Consider the following 12,319-nt stretch of genomic DNA (forward strand, 5'->3'; position numbering starts at 1 on the left):
GGCATTCTTCCTACTCGGTTACTCGACTACGCGGCTGCTCGCTCGGGAACCGCGAGGTGGTCGGTGCGCAGGACGATCGGCCTGCGAGTTCCTTGGCACTGGACGCGATGAAGGCCTCGGACTCGATGGGACTCAGCGCGATTCCCCGCAAGTCCGCGAAAACCTTGCCGTAGTGAGCGGTGTCCTGGGCTCTTTCCAGGTAGGCGTGGCTGGTGAAGTTCTCCAGCGAAACCACTTCCATCCCCGAGGGGGGAGGGAACCCGTAGATCGAGAACGGCGTGGGGCCGCCCGGATAGGCGCCTGCCGAAAAGGGTAGTACCTGCACGGTCACGTTCGAAAGTTGGGCAATTTCGATCAAGCGCAGGAGTTGCTCGCGCAACACCCCCCGGCCGCCTATCTCCTGGCGCAGCGCGGCCTCGCCGATGACCATCAACACCCGCATCGGCGCGGGCTCTTCGCGGGTCAGCACGCGCTGCCGATCCAGCCGCACCCGGACCCGGGTCCGGCACTGTTCGTCGAGCGGTCCCACGGTACCGCCGCGGATGACGGCGGTCGCGTACGCCTCGGTCTGGAACAGCCCCGGGATGATGCTGGGTTGGAAGCCCAGACAGGAGGCGACCTCGGCCTCCAGGCCGATCAGGTCGAGGAAGTCCTGCGGGAGTCGGTCGGCGAGGTCGCGCCACCAACGCTGCCGCCGACCCTCCCGCGCCAGCGCCAACCAGCCCTCGCGCGCGGCCGGGTCGGCCACCTCGTACAGATCGAGCAGCGCCTTGAGGTCGAGCGCCCGGATGCCGCTGCGGCCGGACTCGATCCGGCTCACCTTGGCGGGATGGCAGGAGAGGGCGTCGGCCACGTCCTCCAGGAGCAGCGCGCAATCCTCGCGCAGCCGACGCAGGTTGGCACCCAGGACGCGCCTGCGCACCGTCGGGTACTGCTCGGCGCCCATGGTTCCTCCTGTGGCTTTGCGCGATATTCATGGCTTTTCTGGGTGATTCCGGGAGTTCGCCCCGAGGAGTGGGCGTCATGCTACTCATATCCGACACGATGCAAGTTGGGTGACTTGTTTGACTTGCACTTGATGCCCGTACCGAGGACGCTACTTACAGCGACCCGTCGAGCACACGCCGAGGGGCTCGTGAGGGTCCGGTCGCGCCCGGGGCCGCGCCGGTGTCCCGAACCTTGGGAGGCGAGGAATCGTGCTGCGGGAGCAAGACGCCGGCGTCAATCAGGCCGGGATCGCGTGGATAAGTGCCGCCACCCGCGATCCGCGCGACACGCGGTACACCTGGCTGACCAATCCGGGCGCACGCCGCGCGGCGGACACCGGCCGGCTGTTCGACGCGGTGGTGATGCGGGCCGATCTGGGCCGGGCGGTGCTGGCGCTACTGGTCGCGACGGGCGCTCCCGTGGGGACGGTGATCGCCGAGGAGCACGCGGGCAAGTGGGCGTACCTGGTCGGACCGGGCAGCGCGGAGGCATGGCAGGGCGCGGTCGGTCCGGCGGAGGGCACCCGCTACCACTACGTGGGCCACGGCGGCTGCCTCACCCTCCCGGGGCCGCGCCCGTACCCGGGCTCGTCGATGACCTGGATCGTCCGCCCCGGCCTGGGCACGAACCTGACCTGCGTCACCACCTTGGCCGACGCCTACCTGACCGCCGAGGCCGATACACCGAGGGCCTGCTGCGCCTCCGGTGGGGCGTAGGCGCGCGGGTACCGAATCGGCAGGGAGGTGGGGGTGGTTCAGCCGGTGGGTGCGCGCGGCGTGTCGTGTCGTGCTCGGGCGAAGCGGGTGTCGGTCGGGCGCAGTGCGGTGCGGGGGCCGGCCGCGGCCACGATCACGTCCAGGCAGCGGGCCGGGTCGGCGGCGTAGATGTTGCTGAACCAGGCCATGTTGGGCTCGACCACCACCCAGTGCTCCTCCGCGCTGTCCGCGGTGCCGGCCAGGCCGACGTCCAGGACCACCGCGCTCGGCAACCCCGCGCCGTGCTCGGCGAGCAGGTCGCGGGCGAAGGCGAACACTTCCCCGGACCTGGGATCGTCGGTCAGCGGCATCGGGTCGAGCCGGCCGAAGGTCGCATAGCGCGAACCCGTGTGCGGGACGCCGTCCAGCACGAACAGCCGGTACTCGACGACGAAGGTCCGGATCTCGGCGACCAGCACCGGCGTGGCGTCCGGAACACCGGCGGGCAGCCGGGTGCCGTCCGTGTACACGGCCGCCTCGAACGACTTGTCACTGGGCGGCTTCACGAACGCGGGCACCCGCAACCGCCGCGCCTCACCCATCGTCGTCGCGGCGATCCCCCGCCGAGTCCACCGCTCCGGCAACGCGGTCAACCAGCCGTCCGCGGGCTCCAGAAGCGCCACATCCAACGACGCGGCAACGGTGTCGGCGAACCGGGGCCCGCCGTAGTAGGCCGCAACACCCCGCAGCTCGGGCCGAGGCCCGGCAAGCACGGCAACCGCCATCCCACGCCCCACGGCAGCTTCGGCCAACAGTTCGGCCGTGGTGGTGGATTGAGCGGAGAGCGCGAGGGTGCCGGGCATGATCGAGGACACGTGCGCACGTTACTCCAGCCGGTGCGGACCGGCGGTTCGCGCAGTGCGGGAGCCGGTTCGGGTCCGCCAACCGCCCTCGCAACCACGTCGCGACGCCCGAAAGCCCGGTTGTATCCGCCCTCCTGCGTGCAGCGGCCGGTTCAGTGGTGCGTGAGGAGTGCCCGCAGTGCTCGGTCGAGGGCGGGGATCGGTTCGTCCCTGCGCGTCGGGGGTGTAGAGCAGGCGCATGGCCAGGCCGTCGGACAGGGCGATCCCCGCGTCGGCGAGCCGCTCGCAATCGGCGCGTTCATACGTGGGCAGTGCGGCGGCGAGGACGGGGGGACGGGATACGCAAAGGCTACTGAGCTTTGCGAATCCGGTTGCCGTTGGCCCTCATGTCGGTGCGGTGGCTGCCCGGCGGCCCACCCAAGCGCAACGCGTCCGCCTCGCCGCCCACCCGGCCTGCGAGACGATTGATTGTTTCGCGGGCTCCCAATAACCTGCCCTGGCCCCATCGTGGGGGCAGTCCGTGCATGGCACAACCTTGGTCGCTCTCCCATCCGAAGAACGTCAACCGAGGCAAGGACACGCCCATGAGGAAGCCCTTCCGCGGGCTACGGATCGTCGCCGTCGCACTGGCAACACTGTTCGCAGTCGCCGCGCCGCCGGCCGACGCCGGGACGTACACCCTGAAGATCAGGAACCAGGGCACCGGCTTGTGCCTGGGACCCGAACGAGGGGCGCCGGTGGTATGGGACAACGTCGTCCAAGTCGACTGCGGTTCCGGTCACACCACGTGGCAGGTCGAAGAGGTCGGCATGTACATGGTCATGTGGCTCCGCCTGCGCCACCCGGAGAATCCCGCCTGGTGCATCACCGCCGGCGCCACTGCCGGTAACCCGAACTTCCTCGCCCTCTGCGAGACCGAGCAGTCTGCTTCCAACTACCAGTCCCAGCTGTGGGCCTTCGTTCCCGAGGGCGACAAGTTTCAGCTCAAGGTCGCTTCGAACTACAACTGCATGGGCATACAGGGCGGCAGCACGCTCCCGGGCACGAAGTCCATCACCTGGGGCTGCGGCCCCTGGAACGACCACTTCTGGTACCTGCAGCCCTGACGACGCGGAACAGCACGTCGGCACGTCGACCCAGGACTGCCTCCCTCGCCGGGCCGAACCGCCTCGGCGGGGGATGCTCAGACGGGCCGGGTCATGGGCTACTTCTCGGACGGGGCGGATTCCCGGCCGATGGACTCCTGGAGGGCGTCCGCGCGGGTTGGGGAGTCCTTGATCAGGTCGTCGCAGAACGCGGCGACGTCGTTGCCGATGAGTTCGAGGACTCCCTTGCCCGTGGCGGCGCCCTCCTCGAAGAAGTCGACGATTCCCGGGAGCAGGGGGCCGTCGGGCAGGTCGAGCGGGCCGACCTTGAACAGGTACGTCTGCATTTCCTTGTAGACGATGCGGTAATCCGGCGGGAGCGCCTTGACCCTGGCCATGTGCGCCCGCCACTGCTTCTTGCCCTCGATGATGTCCCGGATGCTCACGTCAGCCTCCCAGCCGGCTCAGTTTCCGTGCGACGTTCCTGTTCAACTGCTCGCGCCATCGGTCGCGATAGGTACGAGCCCCTTCGCCGCCGGCCAGGGCCGCGCAAAAGCCCGGGATGTCGTCGCCGAGCACCTCGTGGGCGCCCTGCCCGTCCGCCGCCGATTCCTCGAGCAGCCCCAGCGCGCCGTCGAGGATCGGCGTCAGGTTGCGGCCGGTGAAGTCCCCGTAGGGGACGAGGTTGGCCTTGATGTGTTCCCACGCCGCCCGGTGGTCGTCCGGCAAAGCCTCGGCCCGGGCCTCGAACGCCTTCCATTCCCTGGTGAGATCGCTGCCGGTGACCTTCTCCCGGAAGTTCATCCGCCGCCCTCCTTGAGCTTGTCGATGCGTGATGAGACGTACTGCCATTTCGCCCAGAACCTCGCGAGTTGCTCGCGTCCGGCGTCGTTGAGCGCGTAGAACTTGCGCGGCGGACCGACCCCGGACGGTCGTTTCGTCACCTGGACCAGGCCGTTGCGCTCCAGTCGCAGCAGGATGGTGTACACCGTCCCCTCGACGACGTCGGCGAAGCCGAGTTCGTTCAGCCGGCGGGTGATGGCGTAGCCGTACGTTTCCTCGCCATCGATGATTTCGAGCACGCAACCTTCGAGCGTGCCCTTCAACATCTCCGTCAGGTCATCCATCGCGCGTTCTCCTCGACTGCCCCCGGTACTGAGTGGCACCGAGTACCACTACAAAGTATCACCGAGTAGCGGCGAGGCCAACCGCCGGCCGCCGACCGTGTGCGTACGGCGGCGTGTGGCGCGGCGGGGTGGGCGGGTTTCGGATAGGAATGGGGCAGGGTTCGAGCAGGGGGACGGTATGTGGGACGCGATCGTGGATGTGGCCGATGTGTGTCACTCCGAGGAGTGGGAACCGGCCGGCGCGGAGGGCGCGGTTCTGGCTCGGGTCGATGCCGCCAAGGCGGCTTGGCGGGCCCGCCACGGGGCCGACGCGCGGGTCGAGCTCGTGGCCGACCGGGCGTTGTTGTACACCCTGAGCCCGGCCGACGCGCACGCGTTGCGGCGGCTTGTCGGGCTCGGTGAGGCGAGTCTGGTGCCGGTCGCGGACACGGTGATCCTGGAGCGGGCCGAAGCCGGCGGGCTGCATGTGCTCAGCGGGGATCGTTACCTCGACTTTCGCCGCCGACACCCGTGGATCAAGGCGCATCCCGAGCGGTTCCACCACTGGCGGCGGGAGGCGGACGGGGTCGTGCGCTTCGTGCCCGCCGGGATCCGGCCCGAGACGACGGTCGCCCGCACCGAGGACGTCGACGACCGCTATCCCGACCCGGCGCGGCATCCGGAGATCGTGCGCACGCGGTGGCGCTGCGCCGAGGGGTCGTGTGTGTACGCGCGTACCTGGAGCGGGCGGCTGCCGGTGTGGCCGCGCGTGGACGACGGCGGGCGGGCGATCTGTCCGGGCTGCGCGAGCGCGCTCCGGGCGGCGGGGGCGCGGCGGGTGACGCGCGAGGTGGCGGTGGCCGACCATGCCGGCGGTGCGTCGATCGAGCGGCTTCCGCTGGAGGTGGGCGACACCCTCGTGCTCGGCCGGGGACGCATCGACAACGGCTACGACCTGGGCGGTCGGGGGCACCGGTTCGGCGAGGCGGTGCGCTACGTGAGCCGACAGCACGTACTCCTTCGCCTGGCGTCGGGGCGGGCCGGCGAGCACGTGGTCGCGATCGATCTCGGCTCCGCCAACGGCACCGAGGTGGAGCGCTGGAACGGCGCGACGTACGAGCCGGGCCGGCCACTGGCCGCGGACGCCGAGGTGATCCTCGCCCCGCGTGATCGGCTCGTGCTCGGCGGCGGGGTCCGGGTGGAGGTCGCCGACCGCCGGATCGCCACCGCGACCGAAGCGGCCGGCGCCGGCGGCTGACCGCCCGGCCCGGGCGTGCCCCGGGTCGGCGACAGTCGCGTCACGGGACGGTGCGCGGGCGATCGGGGGTGCGCGGCGGACGGTAGCGTTCGCGGCGGGGGCAGCGGTCGGGACGTAGGACGAGAGGGGCGGCGTGAGCAACGTCGACACGGTGTCGTTGCAGGACATGTGGGACCGGGTGGTCGGGACCCAGCCGGATCCGCCGAGTTGGCTCGCGTTGGTGACGGGGGCGGTCGCGGTCGCGGTGGTGCTGTACCGCCCGACCTGGCGACCGCTGCGCACGGTGGTGACGATCGCCCACGAGGGCGGGCACGCGATGGTGGCGCTGCTGATGGGGCGCCGGCTGTCCGGGATCCGGCTGCACTCGGACACCTCCGGGGTGACCGTGTCGGTGGGCAAACCCACCGGCCTGGGCATGGTGTTCACCGCGATGGCCGGCTACATCACCCCGTCGATCCTGGGCGCGGGCGGGGCGGCGCTGCTCGCGGGCGCGCACATAACCATGGTGTTGTGGGTGGCGCTGGTGCTGCTCGCGCTGATGTTGATCGCGATACGCAACGTGTTCGGCGCACTGGTACTGCTGGTCACCGGCGGCGTGATCTTCGCCATCTCGTGGCTGGCCGGCGCCCGGATCCAGGCGGCGTTCGCCTATCTGCTGGTGTGGTTCCTGCTGGTGTCCGGCGTACGTCCGGTCCTGGAGTTGCAGCAGATGCGCAGCCGGGGCCGGGCGCCGTGGTCGGACGCGGACCAACTCGCCGATCTGACCCGGATACCGGGCGCGTTCTGGGTCGGCTTCTTCGGCCTGGTCTCCGCCGCCGCCCTCGGCATCGGCGCGGGCTCCCTGCTCACCTGATCCCGCCGGCCGGCCCGAACGCGCCGAGGCCGCCGGCACCCACCTCGCGGTGGGGCCGGCGGCCTCTTCCGTTGCGCGTGACCCGTTACGGCTCGTCAGAGCGCGTCGGGCAGCTTCGCCAGGACTCCGTCGTAGATCCGCTTCAGCCCGGCCGGCGCGAAGGTCTTCTCGAAGAAGCCCCCGATGCCACCGGCCCCGTTCCACACCGTGACGACCTCGACCCGGCTGCCCGCGCCGGCGGACGAGACGGTCCACGTGGTGACCATCGACGAGTTGGCGTCGGTCTCCACCAGCGTGAGGGGCGCCGGTTCGGTGACCGTCACCAGGCAGTCGCGCGAACGCTTGCTGGTGGCCTGCAGCCGCCAGTGCGCGACCGTACCGGCGCCCTTGCCGCCCTCGCGCACGTCGTACTCCGAGAAGTGCTCGGTGAGCAGCTTGGGTCGCACGTCCGCGTAATCCGCGACGGCCGCGAAAACCGCCTCCGGTTCCGCCGCCACAGTCGTGTGTGCGGTTGCCCTGACCTGCGCCATGACCACTCCTTGCCCTCGATTGCTGTCGGCCGGGTCAAGCAAACCACTCCACCGCCCGGCGACCGAATCGCACTCCGGTTACCGGCCGGTCGGACGGTCGTCATGTCGATGACTCGGACCGGTTCTACGCGATGTCCACGCCGAAGGAGCCGGCCAGGCCCGCGAGGTCGAATTCGTAGCCCTGGCCCTCGGTACGGAACTTCCAGCCCGTGCCCAGACGGTAGAACGTGCCGAGCAGCAGCACCCGTTCCACCGTCGCGGCGTCGAGCACCGAGCGGCGGAACGCGGTGCCCTGGAACGGCGCGACGTCCAATTCGATCGGCCCGACCGCGTCGAACGTACTGGTCCCGTCGACGGCGGCGGCGATCACGACGCGACGTACGTCACGCGGCAGCACGTCCAGTTCGAGCGTGACCGTCTGCTCGGCCGGCCCCGACGCGTCGAGGACGACCAGGTCCAGCGGCGCGGCCGGCTGGTTCCAGAAGACGAAGTCGGCGTCGCCGCGTACCCGTTCGTTCTCGTCGAGGAGGAAGGCCACGATGTCGATCTCCTCGTCGGGGCGGTCCCAGGCCCACGAGGCGTTCAGCGTCCACCGGCCGGGGTTGGCGCCGCCGGGCAGCTCGACCGTGCCCCCGCGCGGCAGATGGCCGGTGTCCGGCCGCCCGGACGTCGCGGGCGCCGCCGGGGTCCCGGACACCGACGCGGACCACTCGGCCTCGGTCAGACAGACCGCCCCGAACGCCTCGGCCCGGGCGATCCGGGGGTCGGCCGCCGCGCCGGGCAGCACCACCACGGTGTCCACGGTCGAGGTGAGGTTGATCCGAAGCCGGGCCCCGGACTCCAGGACGAGCTGCCGGACCCGGCCGCCGTCCAGGTGCTCGTCGCGACCCTGGAGGACCAGGACCTGGCGCACGGCGGTACGGGCGCCGGCGCGGGGCGAATCGGGCGCGCCGGCGGCCTGGGCCGGATCCGGCACGGCGACGACCTCGGCAGGAACGCCCACGGCTCGGGCCGCGTCGAGCGCGGCGCCGGTGTCGGCCCGCGCCGGGACCACCACCCCGGCCGGGCCGGCCGCGTCCACCACCGGCGCACCCTCCCCGCGCGGCGCCGGCACCACCCCGACCCGGGCCGTCCCGGGCCGCACCCGGCCCACCAGCTCGACGAACGTCGCCTCGTCGATCACCGGCGTCCCCGCCTGCGCCGCCCGGCGGTTCTTGCCGCTGCCGCTCCGCGGGTCGTTGGTGACCAGGACCGACGTCTTGCCGCTGACCGAGCCGGTGACGTACAACCCGGCCTCGGTCGCGCGCAGTTCCAACGCGTCGCGCGGCCGGTCGGTCTCGCCGGTGAACACCACGCGCATCCCCTGGACCAGCCCGACGCCGAGGTCGAGCCGACCCGGATTCACCCACGGACACGGCGCCTTGGCCGGTGCGCCGCGTTCCGCGCTGCGAGCGCGCGCGACCGCCGCGCGGCGCTGCCCCGGTTCGTCGCCGGGCGCGGTCAGCGGCAGCGGCAGGCCCGCGCCGGCCGCCTCGTGCAGGCCGTACCGGAAGATCTCGGAGAGCACCCGCACGTCGTCCACCGCGTCGTGCGCCCGCAGTTGGCGAACCCGGTAATACTCGGCGAGGGTGGCCAACCGGTAGTCGCCGACCGGCAGTTCCAGATGCCGGGCGAGCGCCATCGTGCACAACCGGCGCTCCATCGGCCACGCCGTGCCGAGCCGCCGATACTCCGACGTCAACATCTGCCAGTCGAACGGCGCGTTGTGCGCGACGAATACCCGCCCGGCCAGATACTCGGCCAGATCCTCCGCAACGCGGTCGAACGTCGGTGCCCCGGCCAGCCGTTCGGTCGTCAGCCCGTGAATGTGCACCGGTCCCGGATCCCGCCCGGGGTCCACCAGCGTCGACCAGCGATCGGTGACGGTGCCGTGTCGATCCAGGACTTCCACGGCCACCGAAACGATGCGATCCGAACTCCGCAGCCCCGTGGTCTCCACGTCGACCACCGCGTAGTCGCTCGGGTAGTCGACGGGCCACGTCGCGAGTGATGTGACTGTCACTCACGGACCGTACAACGCGCGGCCAGGGCAGGGCGGCGAGAGCCGCAATCGTGATTGGCGTCCCGCCCCCCGAGCCGGGTCGCGATCAGCGGCAGCGGGTGCCGGCGGCGGGCAGTTCGCCCTTGACCAGATACGTCTCCACCGCGCCGTCGACGCACGTGTTGCCCTTGTTGTACGACCCGTGCCCGTCGGCCTCACGGGTGAGCAGCACCGCGCCCGGCAATTGCGGCGTGAGTGCCTGCGCCTGCTCGTACGGCGTCGCCGGATCCCCGGTGGAGCCGATCACCAGCACCGGCGGCGCGCCCGGCGCCTGGATCGGCCGGGCCCGGTCGGTCCCGGCGGGCCGGCAGTCGGCGGCGAACGACCAGGCCGTTCCGGGTCCGGTGATCGGCATCGTGGCCGCCACTTCACGGGCCAGTCGGTCGGCCTCGGCGATGGTCAACGACCGCCCGTCGGCGCAGTTGATGGTGAGGTTGGCCGCGGTGTGGTCGCGGGGGTAGGCGCCGTTGCGGTCCCGCCCGAGCCACAGGTCGGTCTCCGCGGCGGCCTTGGCCGCGTCGTCGCCGAGGTAGGCGCGCAGTGTGACGCGCAGGTCTTTCCAGAACCGGTCGCTGTAGATGCCCTGGGAGATCGCGTTGACGACCTCGCCCTCGCCGATCGTACGGCCCTGGGCGGTCGTCAGGGGTGTGCGGCCCAACTGGTGCAGTCGATCGGCCAGTTTGCTCGTGGCCTCGTCCGCGGTGCTGGCGAGCGGGCAGTCCGGTTGCTTGAGGCAGTCGGTCAGGAAGGCCCGGAAGGTCCGCTCGAAGCCCTGCGCCTGGCTGCGCGCCATCGCGACCCGGTCCAGGGCCGGGTCCATCGGCGCGTCCAGCACCATCCGGCCGCTGTGCGTGGGGAACTTCTCCAGGTACACGGCGCCCAGGAAGGTGCCGTAGGAGTAGCCGAAGTAGTTGAGCTTGTCCTCGCCCAGCACCCCGCGCAGCACGTCGAGATCGCGGACCACGTCCTCGGTGCCCAGGTGCGCGAGCATCTTGCCGCTGCGCGCGGTGCAGCCGTCGGCGAACTCCTTGAAGTAGGCGGTGATCCGCTCCAGTTCGGCCGGATCGTCCGGCGTCGGGTCGAGGCCCTTGTACCGGTCCGTGCCCGCGTCGTCGACGCAGGTCACCGGGTTGCTGCCGCCGGTCCCGCGCGGGTCGATCCCGACGATGTCGTAGCGCTCGCCCAGCGCCGGGCGTTGCGCGAAGGTCGCCGTCGTGCCCTGTACCCCCGACCCCGGGCCGCCGGGGTCGACCGCGAGGATCCCCAGCCGCTCTCCCGTGGCCTTCCTGCGGTACGCCTGGAGCTCGATCGTCTCGGCGGCGGGATTCGCGTAGTCCAGCGGCACGCGCAGCTTCGCGCATTCGAGCATGCCCTCGTCGGCCTTGGTGAGCTTGTCGTCCGGGCACTTGGCCCAGGCGAGTTGCCGACCGTAGAACTCCTTCAGCGCCGGGTCGTCCGCCCCGATCGGCGTGGCCGTCGGCGGGGTGGTTCCGGCGGGCGCGGGGGCGCCGGTGGCCGGCGGCCGGGTCTTGGACTCGGCCTTGGACTCGGCCTTGCGCTCGGACCCGCCGCCGGACCCGCCGCAGCCGACGGCCAGGGCCAGGACGAGACCGGCGGGGATGATGCGTCGCGCTCGCGACACGAATATGGAGGTGCTCACGGCGCCAAGAACTATCAGCAACCGACCACATCCGCCCACTATTTGTTTGGTCGGTATTTCTCCAGTTCCGGAATGACCTCTTTGCCGAGGATTTCGAGGGTGCGCATGATCTCCCGGTGCTCCAGGAAGCCCCACTGGACGTAGCAGATCAGTTCGTCCACGCCCAGGTCCGCGTAGCGCTTGAGCTTGCGTACGCAGGTGTCCACGTCGCCGATCACGATCATGTCGGCGGCGTCGAAGGTGTCCACCGGGACCTCGCCCTCGAACAGCGGCTTCAGGAGCGGGAAGGTGCGGTCCCGCTCCTCCGGGGTCAGGTGCGGCAGTTCCCATTCCAGGGTGAACATGGCCAGGTTCTTGTACCACCACGCGACCGAGTCCCAGACCCGGCGATCCACCCGCTTGCCGGCGGTGGTGTGCACGAGCGTGTACGCGGCGACCTTGTTCGTGGTCACGTCCGTCAGCGGTGTGGGGTCGGCCGCCGCCGCGCGGTAGGCGGCCACCTGGGCGGCCATCGTCTCCAGCGGCTGCATGATCGAGAAGGACAACATGCCCAGGCCGTACCGACCGGCGATCTCCGCCGAGCCCTGCGAGGTGGCGGCCATCCAGCACGGCGGGTGCGGGTCCTGGAACGGCTTGGGGGTGACCATCCGGCGCGGGAAGGTGAACCGCTCCGACGCGTACTCGAAGTACTCCTCGCGCCACATGCCGGTGACGATCTCGATCGCCTCCCGCCAGTCGTCGCGGGAGCGGGCGATGTCCACGCCGAAGGCGGTCTGCTCCATCGGCGTGGAGCGTCCCGTCCCCCACTCCACCCGGCCGCCGGACAGGATGTCCACGGTGGCCACCTTCTCCGCGATCCGCTGCGGCGGGGTGAAGCCGAACGGGGTGAGGGTGACGCCGAAGCCCATCCGGATGCGCTCGGTGAGGCCGGCGAGGTGGCCGAGGAAGACCTCGGATGCCGGCATGTGCGAGCGGCCCTCGCGGAAGTGGTGCTCGACCGCCCAGACGGTGTGGAACCCCATGCGGTCGGCCAGCCGGATCTGCTCCACCGCCTCGCGGTAGGCACGCCGCTCGGCGCGCCGCTGGCCGTGCGGGTGTTCGCCGGGCCAGGGGCGCGGCACGTCCACTTCATAGAGCACGTCGAGCTTCATGGGGCGACTCCCGGGGTCGGGGTTCAGGGG

At 71.1% G+C, this 12,319-nt stretch carries 13 protein-coding genes; 4 read left to right on the top strand and 9 right to left on the bottom strand.

All coding sequences use genetic code 11. The annotated features are described in order from the left end of the window. Nucleotides 1–10 precede the first annotated feature (10 nt). Nucleotides 11–946 carry a helix-turn-helix domain-containing protein gene (locus ACMXN5_RS06455; protein WP_439674427.1) on the bottom strand — a complete coding sequence of 312 codons (936 nt, stop codon included), beginning with the start codon at nucleotides 944–946 and terminating at the stop codon, nucleotides 11–13. A 250-nt stretch (nucleotides 947–1,196) separates the two neighbouring features. Between ACMXN5_RS06455 and ACMXN5_RS06460 the strand changes: the two genes are divergently transcribed. Beyond that, the gene (locus ACMXN5_RS06460) at nucleotides 1,197–1,703 is read left to right on the top strand and encodes a hypothetical protein (RefSeq protein ID WP_439674428.1); all 507 of its coding nucleotides are present in this window, start codon (nucleotides 1,197–1,199) and stop codon (nucleotides 1,701–1,703) included. Between the two features lie 38 nt (nucleotides 1,704–1,741). Here the strand turns inward: ACMXN5_RS06460 and ACMXN5_RS06465 are convergent, their stop codons facing one another. Further along, nucleotides 1,742–2,545 (bottom strand): ATP-grasp domain-containing protein, encoded by an 804-nt coding sequence (locus ACMXN5_RS06465; protein WP_439677962.1) that lies wholly within the window; start codon nucleotides 2,543–2,545, stop codon nucleotides 1,742–1,744. Between the two features lie 584 nt (nucleotides 2,546–3,129). On the opposite strand from ACMXN5_RS06465, the gene ACMXN5_RS06470 reads away from it, so the two are divergent. Further along, nucleotides 3,130–3,651 carry an RICIN domain-containing protein gene (locus tag ACMXN5_RS06470; RefSeq protein ID WP_439674429.1) on the top strand — a complete coding sequence of 174 codons (522 nt, stop codon included), beginning with the start codon at nucleotides 3,130–3,132 and terminating at the stop codon, nucleotides 3,649–3,651. 98 nt (nucleotides 3,652–3,749) lie between these two features. On the opposite strand, the gene ACMXN5_RS06475 is transcribed toward ACMXN5_RS06470, so the two are convergent. Genes ACMXN5_RS06475 through ACMXN5_RS06485 form a run of 3 tightly spaced genes read right to left on the bottom strand, consistent with a single transcriptional unit; the run spans nucleotide 3,750 to nucleotide 4,757 of the window. Then, nucleotides 3,750–4,076, bottom strand: a complete 327-nt coding sequence (locus ACMXN5_RS06475) for a DUF1048 domain-containing protein (protein ID WP_439674430.1) — start codon at nucleotides 4,074–4,076, stop codon at nucleotides 3,750–3,752. Between the two features lies 1 nt (nucleotide 4,077). Beyond that, the gene (locus ACMXN5_RS06480; RefSeq protein WP_439674431.1) at nucleotides 4,078–4,434 is read right to left on the bottom strand and encodes a DUF1048 domain-containing protein; all 357 of its coding nucleotides are present in this window, start codon (nucleotides 4,432–4,434) and stop codon (nucleotides 4,078–4,080) included. Beyond that, the gene (locus ACMXN5_RS06485; RefSeq protein WP_439674432.1) at nucleotides 4,431–4,757 is read right to left on the bottom strand and encodes a PadR family transcriptional regulator; all 327 of its coding nucleotides are present in this window, start codon (nucleotides 4,755–4,757) and stop codon (nucleotides 4,431–4,433) included. The genes ACMXN5_RS06480 and ACMXN5_RS06485 overlap by 4 nt, the downstream gene beginning before the upstream one ends. Before the next feature lie 178 nt (nucleotides 4,758–4,935). On the opposite strand from ACMXN5_RS06485, the gene ACMXN5_RS06490 reads away from it, so the two are divergent. Both ACMXN5_RS06490 and ACMXN5_RS06495 read left to right on the top strand, forming a co-directional pair. Beyond that, nucleotides 4,936–5,994, top strand: coding sequence for an FHA domain-containing protein (locus ACMXN5_RS06490; protein WP_439674433.1), 1,059 nt, complete (start codon nucleotides 4,936–4,938; stop codon nucleotides 5,992–5,994). A gap of 133 nt (nucleotides 5,995–6,127) precedes the next feature. Next, complete coding sequence (locus tag ACMXN5_RS06495; RefSeq protein ID WP_380038843.1) at nucleotides 6,128–6,847, top strand: M50 family metallopeptidase; 720 nt, start codon at nucleotides 6,128–6,130, stop codon at nucleotides 6,845–6,847. Between the two features lie 95 nt (nucleotides 6,848–6,942). Here ACMXN5_RS06495 and ACMXN5_RS06500 read toward each other — a convergent pair whose 3' ends face one another. The 4 genes from ACMXN5_RS06500 to ACMXN5_RS06515 all read right to left on the bottom strand — a co-directional run bounded on the left by ACMXN5_RS06500 (nucleotide 6,943) and on the right by ACMXN5_RS06515 (nucleotide 12,289). Then, entirely contained in the window at nucleotides 6,943–7,377 is a 435-nt protein-coding gene (locus ACMXN5_RS06500; protein ID WP_395785921.1) for an SRPBCC family protein, read from the bottom strand. Nucleotides 7,378–7,501: 124 nt separating this feature from the next. Then, nucleotides 7,502–9,439, bottom strand: coding sequence for an exonuclease domain-containing protein (locus ACMXN5_RS06505; protein ID WP_439674434.1), 1,938 nt, complete (start codon nucleotides 9,437–9,439; stop codon nucleotides 7,502–7,504). Nucleotides 9,440–9,524: 85 nt separating this feature from the next. Then, nucleotides 9,525–11,138, bottom strand: a complete 1,614-nt coding sequence (locus ACMXN5_RS06510) for an alpha/beta hydrolase (RefSeq protein ID WP_439674435.1) — start codon at nucleotides 11,136–11,138, stop codon at nucleotides 9,525–9,527. Between the two features lie 38 nt (nucleotides 11,139–11,176). Beyond that, nucleotides 11,177–12,289 (bottom strand): LLM class flavin-dependent oxidoreductase, encoded by a 1,113-nt coding sequence (locus tag ACMXN5_RS06515; protein WP_439674436.1) that lies wholly within the window; start codon nucleotides 12,287–12,289, stop codon nucleotides 11,177–11,179. Between the last annotated feature and the right edge of the window lie 30 nt (nucleotides 12,290–12,319).

The organism is Embleya australiensis (assembly GCF_051903075.1).
In the GTDB taxonomy this organism is placed as follows: domain Bacteria; phylum Actinomycetota; class Actinomycetes; order Streptomycetales; family Streptomycetaceae; genus Embleya.